11 protein-coding genes are annotated in these 20242 nt (G+C 55.2%); 2 read left to right on the top strand and 9 right to left on the bottom strand.

All coding sequences use genetic code 11. From position 1 onward, the window contains the following. The first annotated feature begins 168 nt into the window (after positions 1 to 168). Positions 169 to 1443: an MFS transporter gene (locus tag BN2684_RS18350; protein ID WP_058303572.1), complete on the top strand. Its 1275-nt coding sequence runs from the start codon at positions 169 to 171 to the stop codon at positions 1441 to 1443. A 194-nt stretch (positions 1444 to 1637) separates the two neighbouring features. Here BN2684_RS18350 and BN2684_RS18345 read toward each other — a convergent pair whose 3' ends face one another. From BN2684_RS18345 to BN2684_RS18325, 5 genes are read right to left on the bottom strand one after another with little or no spacing between them, the layout of a single operon-like run. Continuing rightward, positions 1638 to 2999: an FAD-binding oxidoreductase gene (locus BN2684_RS18345; protein ID WP_058303571.1), complete on the bottom strand. Its 1362-nt coding sequence runs from the start codon at positions 2997 to 2999 to the stop codon at positions 1638 to 1640. Between the two features lie 11 nt (positions 3000 to 3010). Continuing rightward, positions 3011 to 3673, bottom strand: coding sequence for a methionine ABC transporter permease (locus BN2684_RS18340; RefSeq protein ID WP_058303570.1), 663 nt, complete (start codon positions 3671 to 3673; stop codon positions 3011 to 3013). Next, positions 3666 to 4700: a methionine ABC transporter ATP-binding protein gene (locus BN2684_RS18335; protein ID WP_058303569.1), complete on the bottom strand. Its 1035-nt coding sequence runs from the start codon at positions 4698 to 4700 to the stop codon at positions 3666 to 3668. Before BN2684_RS18335 ends, BN2684_RS18340 begins: the two co-directional genes overlap by 8 nt. Positions 4701 to 4748: 48 nt before the next feature. Then, on the bottom strand, positions 4749 to 5597 hold the full coding sequence (locus BN2684_RS18330) for a MetQ/NlpA family ABC transporter substrate-binding protein (RefSeq protein ID WP_108722259.1): 849 nt from the start codon (positions 5595 to 5597) through the stop codon (positions 4749 to 4751). Positions 5598 to 5607: 10 nt separating this feature from the next. Beyond that, positions 5608 to 6804, bottom strand: a complete 1197-nt coding sequence (locus BN2684_RS18325; RefSeq protein WP_058303567.1) for a pyridoxal phosphate-dependent aminotransferase — start codon at positions 6802 to 6804, stop codon at positions 5608 to 5610. Positions 6805 to 7139: 335 nt separating this feature from the next. On the opposite strand from BN2684_RS18325, the gene gpmA reads away from it, so the two are divergent. Then, entirely contained in the window at positions 7140 to 7889 is a 750-nt protein-coding gene (gene gpmA, locus BN2684_RS18320; protein WP_058303566.1) for a 2,3-diphosphoglycerate-dependent phosphoglycerate mutase, read from the top strand. A 129-nt stretch (positions 7890 to 8018) separates the two neighbouring features. Here gpmA and BN2684_RS18315 read toward each other — a convergent pair whose 3' ends face one another. From BN2684_RS18315 to BN2684_RS18300, 4 genes are all read right to left on the bottom strand, one after another. Beyond that, the gene (locus tag BN2684_RS18315) at positions 8019 to 8750 is read right to left on the bottom strand and encodes a 4'-phosphopantetheinyl transferase family protein (RefSeq protein ID WP_058303565.1); all 732 of its coding nucleotides are present in this window, start codon (positions 8748 to 8750) and stop codon (positions 8019 to 8021) included. Between the two features lie 26 nt (positions 8751 to 8776). Continuing rightward, a complete protein-coding gene (locus tag BN2684_RS18310; RefSeq protein WP_058303564.1) occupies positions 8777 to 9481 on the bottom strand; it encodes an ATP-binding cassette domain-containing protein in 705 nt (234 codons plus the stop codon). 20 nt (positions 9482 to 9501) lie between these two features. Continuing rightward, complete coding sequence (locus BN2684_RS18305) at positions 9502 to 10263, bottom strand: hypothetical protein (protein WP_058303563.1); 762 nt, start codon at positions 10261 to 10263, stop codon at positions 9502 to 9504. 85 nt (positions 10264 to 10348) lie between these two features. Then, a complete protein-coding gene (locus BN2684_RS18300) occupies positions 10349 to 20218 on the bottom strand; it encodes a non-ribosomal peptide synthetase (RefSeq protein ID WP_058303562.1) in 9870 nt (3289 codons plus the stop codon). Between the last annotated feature and the right edge of the window lie 24 nt (positions 20219 to 20242).

The raw sequence follows: 20242 nt of genomic DNA, 5'->3' as shown, positions 1-20242 counted from the left end.
TGCCCCCCCTCTCGGCCTCTATCCTCATCAGCTCCATCGAGTCAATGGCTTCAAATTCACCCTCATTTTGGTCAACGATACTATACTTTTCGCTGTAAGCCAATGATTCGAATCTATACTTGGGAATCGAAAGAAAGATAGATTCACATCCAGAGAGGACGGATATCGATGAACTTGTTTCGCAAAAACCTGCTCTACCGCAGGGTGCTCGCAGCCGATGCTCTATCCGTAGCAGGAGATGCCATTTATTACATCGCTTTAATGACGTATGCAAGTCAGCTTCCCAACAGCTCGCAGGCGATATGGTGGATCTCGCTGTCCGAAATGCTGCCGGGTATGCTTTATGCCTTTTTCGGGGTGCTTGCGGATCGGTCGACGAATAGAACGAACCGTCTTCTTCGTACATACGGGTATCGGACTCTCTGCTATTTGGCTGTCGGCATTCTCATCGGCTACGCTCCGTCGCTCCCCTTGATTGCGGTCATTGCGCTGCTCAATTTCGGATCGGATCTCTTCGGCAAGCTTGCCTCCAGCTTGATGACGCCCTTCTTCGTTCAGATTGTACAAGACAACGAATTGGAAGAAGCAAACGGCTGGAAGTCCGCCGTTGAAAGAATCATGGGCGTCTCCGCTCAATTTACGGGAACCTTCCTTATTCTTTGGTTCAGTTATCGATCGTTGGCTTGGTTTAACGGCGCGACATTCGCCATAGGCGGGCTCCTCCTTCTAAGCATTTCCAAAAGACTCGTTCATATCGAGAATGCGAAGCTCCAGAAAACGAAAAAGCCGGAGGAAGGGGAAGCCGCTCCCTCCTATTGGAGTGATCTCAAGCAGTCCATAAAGCTGTTGTACCGGAACAAGCCTGTGTTTTTCCTTGTGGTGCAGGTCACCCTGATCAACGCAGCTCTGTTTCCACTCACCGCGCTCTTTACCATGTATGCTGCCGCCGGCGACGGGTTTATCATCCGAAGCTTCTCATTCACGCTTGCTCTTTTTTCGAGTCTGGGCTCGGCAGGAGTCGTTCTGGGGAATGTGCTGACGGGAAAATGGCTCCGAACCGTCCCTCTAACCGGAATTATCGGTAGCAATTATATCGCGGTATTCGGATTTTGCTTGGGGTTATGGACCGGACAGTTGGGTTTGACCCTGCTTATGTACATGCTCGCTTGCGCCTGTGTGGGAGCGTTGTCCCCCAAATACGGGGCCATGTTCGCTCGCGAGGTCGAACGGGAGCATCTCGCCTCGATCTCGGGAGTATCGAATACTCTCGGCAACATCGGAGGACCGCTCAGCCAGGTTTTGGTCGGAGGAGCCGCGTCATGCCTATCCTTGGCAGGAGGAACGACGGCCTTATCGGGGCTTGTGATCGGGGGATTCGGTTTGCTCGTTGTGGGAGTCAGGAAGAATCACAAAGCTCAACTGGTCAGAGAATCGGATCAGTAAGCAGTGGGAACCCATTTCTGATTCCGCATGAGGCGCTGAATGGCCCGCACCCCCCAACCGTTACCTTGCGTATTCATTGATTATGTAAGCTGCACTCGTTTCCGTACGAAACTCAAGAGTGCCTCTAATCATCACTATGCATGTCATAAAAAAGAAGCACCTCGCCTGAGATGCCTCTTCTCCACGTGTCTTTCTTAGAAAATTTTGCCCGCATTCAAGATATTCCGATCATCAAGAGAAGCTTTGACACTTCGCATGGCCGCGAGTACTACCGGATCGGTCGCTTTGGCAAAATAGGGCTTCTTGGTGAGACCGATGCCGTGCTCGCCCGAGGTTAAGCCGCCAAGCTCCTGGCTTTTTCCATAAATACGGCTCATAACCTCCTTGAGATCGCGCTGCCAAGCTTCCGTATCGCGTTCTCCGCGCACGACGCACAGATGCACGTTGCCGTCACCGGCATGGCCGAAGCTGATCAATTGAACGCCCGTTTCCCGCTCCACCTCATTGGCGTACGCGATGAACTCCGCCGTCTTGTCGATCGGCACGACGATGTCCACCGGCTCCTGCTCGGAAACGGCCTCCACCGCTTTCACCAGAGAGCCTCGCACCTTCCAAACCTGATCCAATACCGCCGGATCGTCCAGCGGTAGAAAGTCAAGCGCCCCGCTCTGTAGTACGGATTGCCGGGCATTGTCCGCATGCGCGCGCACTTCGCTGTCGCTGTTCCCGTCGAAGGACAGCAAAATGTAAGCCGCCGCATCAGGAAACGGAAAGAATGTGCCCATGTATTGCTCGCCAAGGGCAACCACCTTGCGTTCCATGAATTCAATCGCGGTCGGGGATGCCTTCTCATGGATCAACCGGATGACCGCATCGATCCCCGTCTTCAAATCCGCAAACGGCACAAGTGCCCCCAACACAAAGGTCGGCTTCGGAATGAGCTTCAAGACGCATTCGGTGATGACGCCAAGCGTCCCTTCCGAACCGATCAAGAGATGCTTGAGCGACAACCCCGAGCTATCCTTCACCACCTTGCCTCCGGTACGAATGACTTCGCCGTTTGGCAGAACGGCGGTCAATCCACGCACGTAATCACGGGTCACGCCGTATTTGACGGCACGCATGCCGCCGGCATTGGTGCTGATGTTGCCTCCGATCGTCGCCTGTTTCTCTCCGGGATCAGGCGGATAGAACAGCCCTCGCTCCTCCACATAGGCCTGCAGATCGGCGAGAACGACGCCGGGCTCGACCGTCACAGTCAATGTTTGCTCATCAAGTTCCAGAATGCGGTTCATCCGGGACAGGTCCAGCACGATGCCGCCTCGCTCCGGAACTGTAGAGCCAACCAGGTTCGTACCCGCTCCGCGCGGAGTCACCGGAATGGAACGGTCATACGCCCATTTCAGGACCGCGCTGACCTCCTCCGAGCGGATCGGAAACACCAGGGCGTCGCAGGTTCCGCGGAGGCGGCCCAAGTGGTCCGACACATACTTTTCCTCGATCCCGCTCAGCTTGACCCTCGATGGATCAGCCACCATGCGGTACAGTTCTTCCATTCCATCCACCTCTATCTTCTCGTAAAGCGCCGCGCCAGCCAATCGCCAATAAATTGCGCGCCTTGCACAATCACGATCAACAGCAAGACAGTCGCGATCATGACACCCGTCTCATAGCGATAATACCCGTACTGGATCGCCAGGTCGCCGATTCCCCCGCCTCCTACGAGACCCGCCATGGCGGAATACCCGATGAGGCTGATGACGGTGACGGTGGTTGCCCGGATCAAGCCTGGCATCGCCTCCACGAACAGAACCTTCCGCAGGATCAAGCCGAGGCCCGCGCCAGTCGCGATCGCCGCTTCCAGAACACCCTTGTCCACCTCGCTGAACGCCCCCTCGACCAGCCGGGCAAAGAAAGCCACGGAAGCGAAAGCGAGAGGAACCGAAGCAGCGATCGGGCCGATAGTGGTACCGACAATCAAATCCGTCACGGGGATGAGAAGCACCAGCAGAATGACAAACGGGACGGAACGAATGATATTCACGACCACGCCCATCACCGTATTCAGGAAGCGATTGGGGAAAAACAACGGGCTTGCGGTCAAATAAAGCACCAGCCCGATGAGCAGACCGAACACCAAGGAAGCGCCCGTGGCGATGGCTACCATGATGGTTGTTTCCCAAACGGCGGGGAAGAGTTCCAGGCGAAGGATATCCGTTGTGCTATCCAATCCGCTCCTCCCCCTTTCCTCCGGCGGATAGCCGTTCGAGTTTGAATACCTGTCCGGCGATGTAGCTGCGAGCATTGACAATTTCAGCTTCAGGACCGTTCAGCTTAATCAGCAGAACACCGAGCGGCTTGCCCTGAATGTACTCGATCTTGCCATGCAGAATGTCAACCAAGACATCAAATTCCTTGGACACCTTGCTGATGAGAGGCTCATAGGCCTTCTCGCCGGTGTACGTAATCTTCAACAATTCTTCACTCGCCTCTAGCTCAAGATGCTCGGGAACCTCTATATTCAGCACCCGGGAAACAAGAGCTTGGCTCATCGGATGGCGGGGCTCCGTAAAGATCTGATAGGTGTCCCCTGCCTCCACGATTTCGCCATCGGCCATCACCGCGATGCGGTCGAACAGCTTGCGCGCCACATCCATCTCATGGGTGATAAAGACGATGGTGATTGAGGTTTCCTTGTTGATCCGTCGTAGGATGCGGATGATCTCTTCCGTATTCTCCAAATCGAGAGCCGATGTCGCCTCATCGCACAGCAAGATCTCGGGATCGTTAGCGAGCGCCCGAGCGATGGCTACCCGCTGCTTCTGGCCGCCGCTTAGGCTGGCCGGGTAAACTTGAGCCTTGTCCGTCAGGTTAACCTGCTCAAGAAGTGCATGGACCTTGCCGGCTATCGCCGCTTCGGGGCAGCAGTTCGCCTTAAGCGCGAAAGCGATGTTGTCATAGACCGTCGCTCCGCTGATCAGATTGAAATGTTGAAAGATCATTCCCATCTTCAGCCGCATGTTACGCAAGGACGCGCCCTTGAACGCAGTAATGTCCTCTCCGCCGATCAGCACCCTCCCGGAGCCGGGGGGCTGGAGCAGGTTGATCACCCGCACCAGCGTACTTTTCCCCGCCCCGCTCGTTCCGACGATTCCGAAAATTTCGCCTTTGGCCACGGTGAGAGAGGCTTCCTTGACGGCGGATATGATCCGGCCCTTCTGTTTGAAACTCACGCTGACTTTATCGAGGACAATCACCTTGAGCTCTCCTTCCGGTTCAGCCGTATATCGTAACGATATCGCCGATTACTTGGCGTATTTCGTTGTGTACCATTCCGGCTTGTCGAAAGCTTTGAATATCCCGTTCTCGTCTTCGATCGCCTGATGGAATTCATCGGATTCCACCGCCGCCTTCAAATCCTTGCCCAACTTCCCGTCGATATCGGCCGTGCGCACGGCAACGACATTCTTGTAATCCTCGGACAGCTTCTCAATGCCAAGCGCATCCGCCAGGTTCAGTTTGGCCGCAATGGCGAAGTTACCGGGAATGAGCCCGATCTCTATGCTGTCCAAGCTGCGGGAGATCTGAGCGGCATCAAGAGTCTGGAATTTCAGGTTGTGCGGATTGTCGGATACATCGTGCACAGTCGCCTTGGTGGCGTCGATATCTGCCTTCAGATCAATCAGCCCGAGCGCCTTCAAGAAGCGCAGCGAGCGGGCCAGGTTGGAGGCATCCGCAGCGATTGCGACCTGTGCGCCGTCCGGCAGCTCCTTCAAGTCTTTAAGCTTGTTGGAATAGACGCCCATTCCTGCTGTCGGTACGGATATGATCTTGCCGATGTCCAGCTTGTTGTCTTTAGCGAATTTCTCCAGATAGACGGTATGCTGCATCAGATTGGCATCGATATCTCCGCTTGCGAGCGCCTTGTCAGGCTGCACATAATCGGAGAACTGCACGACCTCGATGGTATACCCCTGCTTTTCCATGTAAGGGGCGATCGCTTGCTTGATCATGTCGCCGTAAGGACCTGGCGATATCCCGATCTTGATGTTTTTGTTGGTGTTCGCAGAAGCGCCGCTCTCGCTTTTACTGCCGCATGCGGCCAGCAGCCCCACAAGAGCGATAACCAGAGTTAGAACGAGCCATCTTTTCATTACTTTCACGTTAGACACCCCTTCGATTTACATGAGTAGGAAGACCGGTCTTGCGATAAGGAACAAGCTTCTCCAGCCGTTTTAGCGCCTCGAGCAGCGTTTCTTCTTTCTTGGCAAAATGGAACCGGATGTACTGGCGCACATCCTCCCGGAAAAAGCTGGACCCCGGAACTGCGGCAACCCCGATCTCCTCAGCCAGCCATTCGCAGAACCGATAATCGTCCGGTTCGCCGAATTCGCTGATATCCACCAGCACGTAATAAGCGCCTTGGGGCTTGTAATACTTGAGGCCGAGTCGGTCCAGCCCATCCAGGAACAGCGTGCGCTTCCGCTCGTACAAATCAGTGAGCTCTCGGTAATAAGATTCCTCCATCTCGAGCCCTTTTAGAGCCGCCTTCTGAAGCGGAGCCGCTGCTCCGACAGTGAGGAAATCATGCACCTTGCGACAGACCTCGATAACCTCCGCCGGTCCGATGATATAGCCCAGTCTCCATCCTGTGATCGAATAGGTCTTCGACAGCGAGCTGCAGGAGAGCGTCCGCTCGAACATCCCGGGCAGGGACGCCATGTAGGTATGCTCATGGGGCGCAAAGACGATATGCTCGTACACTTCATCTGTGATCACGAAGGTGTCGAACTCTACGGCAAGACTTGCGATCTCTTCGAGCTCGGTTCGAGTGAACACCTTGCCGGTCGGGTTCGAGGGATTGCAGAGCACGATCGCTTTGACTCCCTGTTCGAAAGCTCGACGCAATTCCGCGAGGTCAAATTGAAATTCCGGTGGAACGAGCGGCACGTAGATCGGGGTAACCCCCGTTAAGATCGCATCCGCCGTATAGTTCTCATAAAAGGGTGAGAACACGATCACCTTGTCACCCGGGTTGCATACCGTCATCATCGCGGCCATCATCGCTTCGGTGCTCCCGCAGGTGACCACGATATTCGAAGCCGGATCAATCGGAATCCCCATCCATTTGCTTTGTTTTATCGCAAGCTTTTCACGAAAAAGCTCGGACCCCCACGTGATCTCGTATTGATGAGGACCTTCCTCAGCCACTTTGCGGAGCTCGTCCGTCAATTCATGGGGAGGGTCGAAATCGGGATAGCCTTGAGACAAATTAATAGCGCCGAACTGATTGGCTACGCGGGTCATCTTGCGAATAATCGATTCGGTAAATCCATCCAGTCGATTGCTTAGTTGCGGCATAGCTTCTTCTCCTTCGGAACGCCGATTTATTCACACCTTTTACGTCGGATTAATGTAGTAAAGTATAGTGTTCCCATCGGATTCTGTCAACGACTTTTCATAACCATTTTCATAGCATTTCGGATGCTTGTTTCCTATCCGCTGCGGGATGAATCAAAAGCGCCTTATCCTTCAACTGCCTGATAAAATAAGGTTCTCATAGCTATGCAAAGGTTCTATCTTGAGCGTCTCCTCTTCGACTCCGCACCCTTCATCTGCACGACTTGCCCTCGCTCTTGAAAAAGATCAAAATAGAGGTGTCCCGTTACAAACGGATTCGGAAAGGAGAGCCGCGTATGTATCAAATCGTGTTAATCCGGCATGGAGAAAGCGAGTACAACCGGCAAAATTTGTTTACCGGCTGGAGCGATCCCGATCTGACGGAGAAAGGATTTCACGAGGCCCAAAGTGCGGGCAAGCTGTTAAAGGAAGCCGGTTATACGTTCGATCTGGCCTTCGCATCGGTTTTGAAGCGCTCCATCAAAACGCTTCAGCTGGTGCTGGAAGAGCTGGATCTGCTGTGGATTCCCGTGGAGAAATCGTGGAAGCTGAACGAGCGTCACTATGGGGCGCTGCAAGGACTCAGCAAGTCGGAGACGGCGGAGAAATACGGCGAGGAGCAATTGCTCCTCTGGCGACGCAGCTTGTCCGTTCGGCCTCCGCTGCTCACGCCAGACGATCCGCGATATGCCTTGAACGATAGACGATATCACGAAATCGCCAAGGAAGATCTACCTCGCGGAGAGAGTCTGGAGGACACCGTTCGCCGGGTCGGGAGCTTCTGGAGGGAACGAATTGTCCCCCTCGTCATCAAGAAGGAACGGGTGCTGATATCCGCGCATGGCAACACCTTGCGAGCGCTTATCAAATACATGGAGGACACAGAGGAGAAAGAGCTTCTCGGCCTCAACATTCCGACAGGCATTCCGCTCGTGTATGAGTTGGACGATGAAATGAAGCCGATCCGCCGCTTCTATCTCGGCGACCCCGAGCAGGTAGCAGCGAAGTCACATGAGGTAGCCAGCCAAGCTAAGATCCACGAATAAGGATGCGATGCACGCAATTACGAGGATCGTTGCAGGTTGAGGATAGCCCTGAGCCGTAAACGCCAAACAACAAAAAGGTTTCGCCTATCGGCGGAACCTTTTTGCTGTTTGGGATGGAAGGTCACGATTCTATTGATCGTCCTGTTGAAGGAGATCGTTGCATTCTGCGATTAAGGTATCCATTGTCATAAGTTTATCGAGAACGGGTTCCTTAAGCAGCTCTTCAGGGATGCAAACAGCCATACGGTGTTGTTCGTCGAGCGTCCTCGATAGAAAGCAAACATGTCCCTCCAGGTTTTCGGCTGGAATAAAAGCATCTTCTGCCTTCTCGATCCTACTCATCGCGAAAGAATCCAGAGGGATCGACAACCCTAACCCGCGTTGCTTAATGTAACTCTCCTTCCGAGTCCACAGCGAATAAAAATAGTCCAATTGCTTGTTGGCAGGTTGCTCTAAAAGATCGTTGTACTCATCGATGGCAAAGAAACTGCGCGCTATCGAATGGTAATCCATTTCCTTCATTTGCTCCACGTCGATCCCAACCGGCTGGCTGCCCATCACGGCCACCACCCAATCCCCTGAATGGGACAAGTTAAAGTGAATGGAGCGTTCATTCTCAAAAAACGGCTTCCCATACTCGTTTTTGCCGAACCGAAGCATCGTCGGAGTCCGTCCTGTTATGTCGCGAAAGGTGATGAGAAGCAGCAGCTCGGCAAAAAGGGAGCGATAGGCATCTGCGGCGAAACGGAATTGATTCAGCCGATTCCTTCTTTCCTCCGAAATGAGGATACTTAACTGTGCGAATAGAGTGGGTTCCACATGCGGGGGGATTCGTAAGCCGCTTATGTGAAGAGAAGGCATGATTCCTCACTCCCCTTTCCAATCCTTCAACATGTAATAAAAGCTTCAAAAGCCCGGTCGGGGGAATCTGACCCACCCTGGTTAAGAAATTGATCGTAGGAGCCGTGGAAAATGATCTTGCCTTCGTGCAGAAGAGAGATCAAGCAATCAATATCTTGAAGCTCATGAAGCTGATGAGTGGAGATCAACACCAGCTTCGATTGCTTGACCAGACTGTCCATCCTTCGCATGATTTTGATGCGGGAGGAAGGATCGACCGCAGTCGTTGGCTCGTCAAAGATATACATCTCGCGGTCCAGCCACCCTACCGCTGTAACAAATAACCATCTTCGCTCCCCTACCGAAAGCGCCCCTAGCTTCATTTTCCAAATCTTGCTGATCAGCTTCTGTTCCACCGGCTCGAGCGCGGAGTAATGGTCCAACCCTTCCGGCTGCTTGGCAATCGTCAAGCCCCCGATTCCGCAGATCAGTCGAACAAAATCGCTTGCTCGGATCACAGGAGAGATATATGTCCCTTGGGTCTGGTACACGATTTGCTCGGTGGTGACATTTAGATACGTCCTTTTCGACGGAAGGACGCCCGTAATCAAATCGAACAAAGTGGTTTTCCCTGCTCCATTCATTCCGAGCAGCACATTGACTTTCTTCTCACAGAGAGGCAGCGTTACATGATCGAGTGTATTGGCCGTTGCTTTAGGGTATCGGAAAATCAAGTTTTCAAGGGTGAGCATAGCCAACGCCTCCGCATTCCTTAAGTTCGGGTAGTGGTGGAAAGTGACCGGAATCTTCTCCAGAAGCCCCTTCCGATCACAAGATAGACAACAAAAACGATCAATAACGGAAGGAGGCGAGCGGCAGACGCACCTGTGTCATACCCCACCCATTGGGATAACAAGGAAGACCAGCCCGCAGTGAACGCAAACGGATTGAGATCTCGCAACAACACCGCCCAAAACCCAAGTTCGCTTCCACGCTCTCCGGATATATAGATCAGAGCAATGATGACGATGTTCATCAACACGGCAGCGGATGCCGATTTTTTAACCAAAACCGGAATGGTGATAACCAGAAAGCCGATGGGGATTACGACGGCCAGAAGAGTAAGGGAGGCCAATAGGATGAGCTGTGGCCATGCCAATCCGAAGACAACGCTGCTTGCAGTCGTGAATACGATCAGACAAAACCAAGCCTGCAGTGTATAGGTCATAGCAAGACCCAGCACTATGGGCAGTTTGGATCCGGCAAGGAATTGATAGGTTTTTAGAAAGCCGGAATCTTTTTGATACACAAGCGAAATACTCAACCCGTTAACGAGTACCGTGATGATGATATAGCTCCAATAGAAGCCCATTTGCCTCAGTACATCTGCATCGCCGGGAGGCTGCTCTTTCCACTCCCATTTATTGTAAATGAAAAAGAGTACAGGAGCCAACAACGTCCATAGATACGGCAGTTTCTCATGCAGCATCATTTTGAAGAAAACAAGGGTGAAATTCCAGCTTTTTCTCATCATCCGGTTTGCTCTCCCCTTCGTTATCCTGTCTTGCTCTCTAGAACGATCCTTCTTATTCGCGAATTGATGATCCGAACGGGACCCCTCACAGCTTGGAGAGCATTTGGGCTATCGTTTGTGTATCGTCTGTGCCAACAATTCGTTCACAAATAGCCGTCAGTTCAACTAGGATCCGCTCCGCCTCAAAAGCATTGAATCGCATGGCTTTGCAATCCGCAAATAAGGTGATTTGATTTCCCTTCCGTTCGCCTTCAATGAGAAGGTCCACCTTAGAAGCATGGGGCGGATCAAACTCGTTGTTCTCGATCACGAGGCCGTTTTCGTTCGCATCCTCCTCTTCGTGGAAATCGACCATAGCATGGAACAAGGGATTTTCCCCGAAGGTTCTGGAAACCCCAAGCCGTTCGACAAGCTGATCAAAGGGATAGCTTTGATTTTCAAGCGCGTGATAGACGCTCTCCTTCACTTCATCCACGAATTGGGTTACGGTTTTCTCCGAAGATGGACGATTCCGCAGAGCTATCGTATTGATAAAGACTCCGACAACGTCCTCGAACTCCGGCTGATTTCTCCCGGTGACCGGAATTCCGACGATAATGTCATCCTGCTTCAAGATCTTGACAAGGAGCAGATTCGCAGCCGCGGTTAGGATGACAAACAAAGTCGTCTTCATGTCCCGGGAATAGTCGATCAGACGCTGAGAGAGTTCGAGGCTTAGAGGAAGCTTTCTCCCGATACTGGAAGCCGGATCGATTTCGGTTCTCGTTGCTTCAACAGGGAAGTCCATCTCCGGCAAAGGAGCTTCTAAGGCTTTGAGCCAATATTCCTTTTGCCTCTCCATCCATGGGGATTGTTCCTGCCGCTTCTCCCAGATGGCATAATCCTTGTATTGAAAATGAGGGGCCGGGAGTTCTTGCCCATGATAGAGCTCCTTCCATTCCCGGAATAAAACGGTGTTGGAGATATGATCCGTAACGATATGATGCATGTCGAGTAGAATCAAATGCTCATCCTGGTTTAGTTTTATCAAGAATCCTCGCAGCAACGGGACCTCGGAGAGATCAAACGTCTGTACGAATCCGCTCATGAGCGCAGTCAGCTCTTTCTCGGATAGCGGCATATGGGACAGGTCTCTGTACTCTACAGAAAACAGCATCGGGGGATGAACTCTTTGAACGACCTCATCTCCAAAAAGATCAAATGATGTTCGCAGCGCTTCATGCCTGTGGATCAATCGGGTCCATGCTTGTTCGAATTTGGTTCTGTCCAGAGGACCGCGAATTCTTCGAACCTCAGGGACGTTGTAATTCGCGGCTCCCTCCGAAAACTGTTCAAGAATATACATTCGAAGCTGGGCCGATGAGACCGGGTAACAGTCAGGAGCCTCATCATAATAGCATTCTGTATAAGGAGCGGGAGGGCTCGGCAAATAAGAGCAACGATGCAGAAAAATGGAGTGAGCCTGATCGGAAACCGTTGCTGAGCGAAAGATTTCCTTGACGGGGAGGCGAACCTGAAATCCTTGTTGGATCAAATGCTGGAGTCTTACCGCCTTCAAGGAGTTGCCGCCGAGGTCGAAGAAGCTGTCATGGATGCCGATCGGAGACACGCCCAGCACCTCTTCCCAGATCCGAACCAGCTTCGCTTCCCTCTCATTGCTCGGCCCCTCGAATGCCGTCTCCCTTCCCGTCGCAAACTCCGGCTTCGGCAACGCCTTCCGGTCGATCTTCCCGTTTGGTGTGAGCGGCAGCTTGTCCAGCTCCATGATGCACTGCGGCAGCATGTATCCTGGCAGCTCCCGCGCCAGCTCGCTTCTCGCCCGCTTGGCTCCGCCCTCTCCTTCGCATTCGATATAGGCGCACAGGTAGGTGTCGCCTCCGTTGTTCCCGTTGTTCCCGTTGTTCTCGTTGTTCCCGTTGTTCCCGTTGCCCTCGTCCCCCCCATTGCCTCCGTTATCCTCGTTGTCCTCGTTATCTCCGTTGTTCCCGTTGCCAACGTTGTCGATGTGATGCCCATAATCTCGCTCTACCGTGACAACCGCTTCCCTGATGAAGGCCAGCCGGTTCAGCCGCGCTTCGATCTCTCCCAGCTCGATCCGGTAACCCCGAATCTTCACCTGGCTGTCCGCTCGACCCAGGTACTCCACATTCCCGTCCGCTTGCCATCTTCCCAGGTCCCCCGTCCGGTACACCCGCGCCTCCGGCAGACCTTCCACATGGACGAATTTCTCCCTTGTCAGTTCCTCCCGCTCGTAATAGCCGAGCCCTACGCCCGCTCCGCCGATCCAGATCTCCCCCGGCACCCCTACGGGCGTCACCTGCCGGTTCGCGTCCAGGATATACACCCGGACATTGTCCACCGGCCTGCCGATGGGCACGCTCTCTAGATCGATCAGCTCCTGCTTCCCCACCCGGCAGAAGGTGGCGATATCCGTGCATTCCGTCGGTCCGTAGGTATTGACGATTTCGCCCCGCCACGCTTCCGACGCCGTCCACGGCCTCAGCTTCTTCAGGTTGATCGGCTCGCCTCCTAGGAAAACGCAGCGCAGGCTCTCCAGTCGGCGGTACCCGCTCTCTCGGTTGACTTCCACCAGCGGATACACCGCGCTCGGCGTCGCGTTCAACAGCGTGATCCCTTCCCGGCGGATCACCTCCGCCATCTCCTCGTAGTCGTACAACCCCGGACGGAACAACACGAGCCGCCCTCCCGTAATGAGTGGGCTGTACAGATTCTTCTGAGCCAGGTCGAAGCTCGCCGGTGCGATCAGCAGCGTCCGGTCGTCCACTCCGATCGCGAACTCCCGCGTATACCAGCTCAGCAGGTTCACGAACGCGTGACACGCGATCATCGCCCCCTTCGGCTGGCCCGTCGACCCCGAGGTGTACAGCAGGTACATCAGGCGCTCCGGATCGTAGGGCACATCCGGGTTCTCGGTCGAATAGCCGTCTGCCGCCAGTACGTCCTCGCAATAGACCGTCTCTGCGGACAGCTCCCCGCTTGAGCCTGCGAATTTCCGCTGGCTGAGCACCAGGGCCGCCCGCGAGTTCTCGGCAATATAGCGGATCCGCTCCGCCGGATACTCCGGATCGATGCTGACATAGGCTCCGCCTGCCTTCAGAATCCCCAACAGGCTGATCAGCAGCTCAAACGACCGTTCCACCATGACGCCTACGACGAGGTTCGCCCCGATCCCCCGCTCCCGGAGATACCACGCCAGCCGGTTGCTCCGTTCGTTCAGCTCCCGGTAGGTCAGCGTCTTTTCAACGCTCGCCTGAGCGGTCCCTTCCGATGCGTGGAGTATCCGCTCCTCACCCGCCTGGGCGATCCCATCTGACGTGCGGAGTATCCGCTCCTCACGCACCAGGGCGATCGCTTCCGGCGTACGGCGCACCTGTTCTTCGAATAGGCGAATGAGCGACACCTCCTTCGGATACGCAGTCGCCGTCTGGTTGAACGCTTCGAGCAGCTGCCGCTTTTCCGCTTCCTCCGCCAGCTCGATCTCCGACAGACGGATGCCCGGATTGTGCACCGTCTGCCTCAGAATGTGGACGTAGTGCCGCGCCATTCGCTCGATCGTCTCCTGGCGGAACAGCCGTGTCCCATACTCCCAGCCCAGCTCCAGTCCGTCCTCCGTCTCCCGTACCTCCAGCGTCAGATCGAACTTAGACGTCTTCGAATTGTAGAGCCGGGGCGTAACCCGCAGCCCCTCAAGCTCCAGCTCTTCGTCTTCCTTGTTCTGCAGGACGAGCATCACATCAAACAACGGGTTGCGGCTCGGATCCTTCTTTAGGCCCAGCTTCTTGATCAGCTCTTCCAGCTCGTACTCTTCGTTCTCATAGGCCTTCAATGCATCCGCCCGAACCTTCGCCAGAAACGCCTCGAAGCTTTCGCCGGTTTCACAGCGGTTCCTCATCGCCAGCGTATTGGCAAACATGCCCACGACCGCGTTCAGATCCTCCCGTCCTCTTGCTGCTGCCGGCGAGCCAATGACGATGTCGCTCTGTCCCGTATATTTGTGCAGCAGCACATGGAAGGCCGCTAACAGCATCATGTACAGGGTCGCTTGCCGATCCGCCGCCAAGGTGCCAAGCGACCTTGCCAGATCCCCGTCTATCCGCGCTCGGATGGTTTCCCCCTCGAAGCCTTGCAGCGCCGGTCTCGGGAAATCCCCGGCTAGGTGCAGGACGGGAAGCTCTCCCCGCTCTGCGGAGAAGACCTCGAGCCAGTGAGCTTCCTGCTTCGCATGCTCGGCCGAGCCGACTCGCTTTTCTCGCCAGACGCAGTAGTCCTTGTACTGGAGACGCGGAGGCGGCAAGGCTTCTGCCGTCCGGTAGATCGCCGCCACTTCCTTCATCACGATGGAGCAGGCAATGCCATCTGCCGCGATATGATGGAGATCCGTCACAAGCAGATGCCGATCCGCTCCCAGGCGCTTCACGCCTGCTCGCAGGAAAGGCGGCTTCTCCCAATCGAAGGGACGGATGAAGGCGACGACGGTATCTTCCGGCGAATCCTCTCCTTCCAGCCTCTCCAGCTCGAAGGAAACCTCTCGATGGATCTTCTGCCTCACCCCCCCGTCGATGACAAGATACGAGGTTCGCAGAATCTCATGGCGTTCCACCACTTGGCGAAACGCTTTCTCCATTCTCGAAATATCCAGGTTCCCCTCGATCACGAACGCAGACGGAATGTGATAGCTTGCATCTGCCTCTTCCATTTGACATAAGGCGTACAACCGCCTCTGCACCGGCGATGGAGCATAGTCCTCCGCTTCTTCCGCGGGGGCGATCCTCTCTTCCACGGTTTCCGTCGCGGTTTTCGTTGCTTCCCCGATGTGCTCAGCTTGCTCCAAAACCGAAGCCAGAAAAACCGCTGCCATCGGGAGTCGGACAGCAAATGTTCGCTTGATCCGGTCCTGAAGGGTGACCGCCTTCAAGGAGTTGCCGCCGAGGTCGAAGAAGCTATTATGGATGCCGATCGGAGACACGCCCAGCACCTCTTCCCAGATCCGAACCAGCTTCGCTTCCCTCTCATTGCGCGGACCCTCGAATGCCGTCTCCCTTCCCGTCGCAAACTCCGGCTTCGGCAGCGCCTTCCGGTCGATCTTCCCGTTTGGTGTGAGCGGCAGCTTGTCCATCTCCATGATGCACTGCGGTAGCATGTATCCTGGCAGCTCCCGCGCCAGCTCGCTTCTCGCCCGCTTGGCTCCGCCCTCTCCTTCGCATTCGATATAGGCGCACAAGTAAGCGTCGCCTCTGTTGTTCTCGGTACCCTCGTTGCCTCCGTCATCCTCGTTGTCCTCATTATCCACGTTGTCTCCGTTGTTCCGGTTGCCCACGTTGTCCCTGTAATCTCGCTCCACCGTGACAACCGCTTCCCGGATGAAGGCCAGCCGGTTCAGCCGCGCTTCGATCTCTCCCAGCTCGATCCGATAGCCTCGAATCTTCACCTGGCTGTCCGCTCGGCCCAGGTACTCCACATTCCCGTCCGCTTGCCATCTTCCCAGGTCTCCCGTCCGGTACACTCGCGCCTCCGGCAGGCCTTCCACATGGACGAATTTCTCCTGTGTCAGTTCCTCCCGCTCGTAATAGCCGAGCCCTACGCCCGCTCCACCGATCCAGATCTCCCCCGGCACCCCTACGGGCGTCACCTGCCGGTTCGCGTCCAGGATATACACCCGGACATTGTCCACCGGCCTGCCGATGGGCACGCTCTCTAGATCGGCCAGCTCCTGCTTCCCCACCCGGCAGAAGGTGGCGATATCCGTGCATTCCGTCGGTCCGTAGGTATTGACGATTTCGCCACGCCACGCTTCCGATGCCGTCCATGGTCTCAGCTTCTTCAGGTTGATCGGCTCGCCTCCCAGGAAGACGCAGCGCAGGCTCTCCAGTCGGCGGTATCCGCTCTCCCGGTTGACTTCCACCAGCGGATACACCGCGCTCGGCGTCGCGTTCAACAGCGTGATCCCTTCCCGGCGAATTACCTCCGCCATCTCCTCGTAGTCGTACAGCCCCGGACGGAACAGCACCAGCCGCCCTCCTGTAATGAGCGGACTGTACAGATTCTTCTGGGCCAGGTCAAAGCTTGCCGGTGCGATCAGCAGCGTCCGGTCGTCCGCTCCGATCGCGAATTCCCGCGTATACCAGCTCAGCAGGTTCACGAACGCGTGACACGCGATCATCGCCCCCTTCGGCTGGCCCGTCGAGCCCGAGGTGTACAGCAGGTACATTAAGCGCTCCGGATCGTAGGGCACATCCGGATTCTCGGTTGAATAGCCGTCTGCGGCGAGAACGTCTTCGCAATAGACCGTCTCTCCGGACAGCTCCCCGCATGAGCCTGCGAATTTCCGCTGGCTGAGCACCAGGGCCGCCCGCGAGTTCTCGGCAATATAGCGGATCCGCTCCGCCGGATACTCCGGATCGATGCTGACATAGGCTCCGCCTGCCTTCAGAATCCCCAACAGGCTGATCAGCAGCTCAAACGACCGTTCCACCATGACGCCTACGACGAGGTTCGCCCCGATCCCCCGCTCCCGGAGATACCACGCCAGCCGGTTGCTCCGCTCGTTCAGCTCCCGGTAGGTCAGCGTCTTTTCAACGCTCGCCTGAGCGGTCCTATCCGATGCGTGGAGTATCCGCTCCTCACCCGCCTGAGCGGTCCCATCTGACGTGCGGAGTACCCGCTCCTCACGCACCAAAGCGATCGCTTCCGGCGTACGGAGCACCTGTTCTTCGAACAGGCGAACGAGCGACACCTCCTTCGGATACGCAGTCGCCGTCCGGTTGAACGCTTCGAGCAGCTGCCGCTTCTCCGCTTCCTCCGCCAGCTCGATCTCCGACAGATGGATGCCCGGATTGTGCACCGTCTGCCTCAGGATGTGGACGAAGTGCCGCGCCATTCGCTCGATCGTCTCCCGGCGGAACAGCCGTGTCCCATACTCCCAGCCCAGCTCCAGTCCGTCCTCCGTCTCCCGTACCTCCAGCGTTAGGTCGAACTTGGACGTCTTCGAGCTGTAGGGCTGGGGCGTAACCCGCAGCCCCTCAAGCTCCAGCTCTTCGTCTTCCTTGTTCTGCAGGACGAGCATCACATCAAACAACGGGTTGCGGCTCGGATCCTTCTTTAGGCCCAGCTTCTTGATCAGCTCTTCCAGCTCGTACTCTTCGTTCTCATAGGCCTTCAATGCATCCGCCCGAACCTTCGCCAGAAACGCCTCGAAGCTTTCGCCGGTTTCACAGCGGTTCCTCATCGCCAGCGTATTGGCAAACATGCCCACGACCGCGTTCAGATCCTCCCGTCCTCTTGCCGCTGCCGGCGAGCCAATGACGATGTCGCTCTGTCCCGTATATTTGTGCAGCAGCACATGGAAGGCCGCTAACAGCACCATGTACAGGGTCGCTTGCCGCTCTGCCGCCAAGGTGCCAAGCGACCTTGCCAGATCCCCGTCTATCCGCGCTCGGATGGTTTCCCCCTCGAAGCCTTGCAGCGCCGGTCTCGGGAAATCCCCGGCAAGGTGCAGGACAGGAAGCTCTCCCCGCTCTGCGGAGAAGACCTCGAGCCAGTGAGCTTCCTGCTTCGCATGCTCGGCCGAGCCGACTCGCTTTTCTCGCCAGACGCAGTAGTCCTTGTACTGGAGACGCGGAGGTGGTAAAGCTTCTGCCGTCCGGTAGATCGCCGCCACTTCCTTCATCACGATGGAGCAGGCAATGCCATCCACCGCGATATGATGGAGATCCGTCACAAGCAGATGCCGATCCGCTCCCAGGCGCTTCACGCCTGCTCGCAGGAAAGGCGGCTTCTCCCAATCGAAGGGTCGGATGAAAGCGACGACGGTATCTTCCGGCGAATCCTCTCCTTCCAGCCTCTCCAGCTCGAAGGAAACCTCTCGATGGACCTTCTGCCTCACCCCCCCGTCGATGACAAGATACGAGGTTCGCAGAATCTCATGGCGTTCCACCACTTGGCGGAACGCTTTCTCCATTCTCGAAATATCCAGGTTCCCCTCGATCACGAACGCAGACGGAATGTGATAGCTTGCATCTGCCTCTTCCATTTGACATAAGGCGTACAACCGCCTCTGCACCGGCGATGCAATGTAGTCCTCCGCTTCTACCGCGGGGGCGATCCTCTCTTCCACGGACTTCACTGCTGCCCGGATAAACTCCGCTTGCAATAGAATGGTCGGCCTCTCAAATACTTGGCGGATTCGAATATCAACCTGGAACTTCAGTCGGATCGCCGACGCCAATGCGGCGCATCTTAAGGAATGGCCGCCGACATGAAAGAAGCTGTGATCGATCCCAAAGCGACGATGCCCCAATAGCTCCGCCCACGTCTCCCACAAGCCTTGTTCCAGCGAATTTTGCGGCATCGCTTCGTCCTCGTATGAGATATGAACCTGATTAGGCTCAGGTAAGGCGCTTCGATCGAGTTTGCCATGGACGGTGACCGGAATTTTTTCCAACGGAATAAAGAAGGAGGGAACCATATAAGCCGGCAGAACTTTCGACGAAAAGTCATGAAGGGCTGCGGAATCGACAGCGCGTTCACTCTCAAAGTACGCACATAGATAAGGATCTCCTGCTAGGTCTACCCGGTCGATCACCACCGCTTCTGTCACATCGGGATGCTTCAGCAAGCCATTCTCGATTTCGCTTAGCTCGATACGATGCCCTCTTATTTTCACTTGGCGGTCGGCCCGCCCGATAAAAACGATGCTGCCGTCAGGGAGCCATTTCCCAAGATCCCCTGTCCTGTACATCCGGTGCTGAGGCCGAAAGGGATCCGGAATAAAGCAGGCTTCGCTCGATTCCGGCCGGTTCAAATAGCCTAGGCTTACTCCTTCTCCCGAAATGCAAATTTCTCCGACTTCGCCTATGCTTGCCAATTCCATCGAATGATCCAAGATGTAAACGAAAGAATTGAGGATGGGTCGCCCGATAGGGACAATCCCGTCCTCATCCGCTTGGCAGCGATGGTAAGTCGCGCAAACCGTCGTCTCGGAGGGGCCATAGGTGTTATACACCCTTGCTTGGTGAAGCAGATGGGTGAAATGCTCTCTCTTGAGAACATCTCCTCCGCTGATATAGGTATGGACACTGGGAACGAGAGGCAAGCGGTTCAATTCCCGAAGCAGTTGAGGGGTGCAGCTCACAAGCGTGACCCCATGAGTGGTCATCAAGCGGACAAGGTTCTCCCCATCCAAAATATCTTCTTTATCGGCTATGACGAGGCTGCTTCCGTGAAAGAGAGCCGGAAACACTTCCTCTACAAAAATATCAAAGGAAATAGCTGCTTGCTGCAAAACGACATCCTTTTCCCCAATTGCGAATTCATGCGAAAACGCCTGGATATAAGCCAATACGTTTCGATGCGTGACCCGGATCCCTTTCGGCATCCCTGTTGTTCCGGATGTGTAAATGACATAAGCTTCGGAATCGATCGTGGTATTCTTGGCGAGATTGGAAGCATCCAGATGAAAGTAATCCTTCTCCGAATATTCCAAGAGAATAGGAGCCAGACTTGTTTGAAGCTTCTCGCGCAGAGAAGGCTTTGTAGGCAAATGGATCAAAAGCTTGCGAGGCTGACTGTCCGAAACCATATGGGCGATGCGTTCCGCCGGATAGTCCGGGTCAATAGGGATATAAGCCGCTCCGGCTTTGAGCACGGCCATGATCATCACAAGTGTGACCTCGGATCGTTCGGTGAGCATGCCCACTCGATCCCCCTTGACGATTCCCTGATTCGCTAAGAAACGGGCTAATCGGTTGGCCTTCCGATTCAAATCCTCATAAGTTAAGATCTGCTCCCGGTGAGTAATGGCCCTTCTATGCGGGAATCGCTCGGCGCTTCTTTCAAGCCCTTCGTTCAGGGCGATGCTTTCAAAGGGAATGCCCTCCCGGTTAAATGCATGAAGAATCTGTTCTCTTTGCATCTCTACGGATAAAAGGGGATTCATCGTCAAATCAAGGCTCCTTTGCCG

It is taken from the genome of Gorillibacterium timonense, assembly GCF_001457415.1.
Lineage (GTDB): Bacteria > Bacillota > Bacilli > Paenibacillales > NBRC-103111 > Gorillibacterium > Gorillibacterium timonense.
This window is presented reverse-complemented; position numbering and strand designations above follow the sequence as displayed.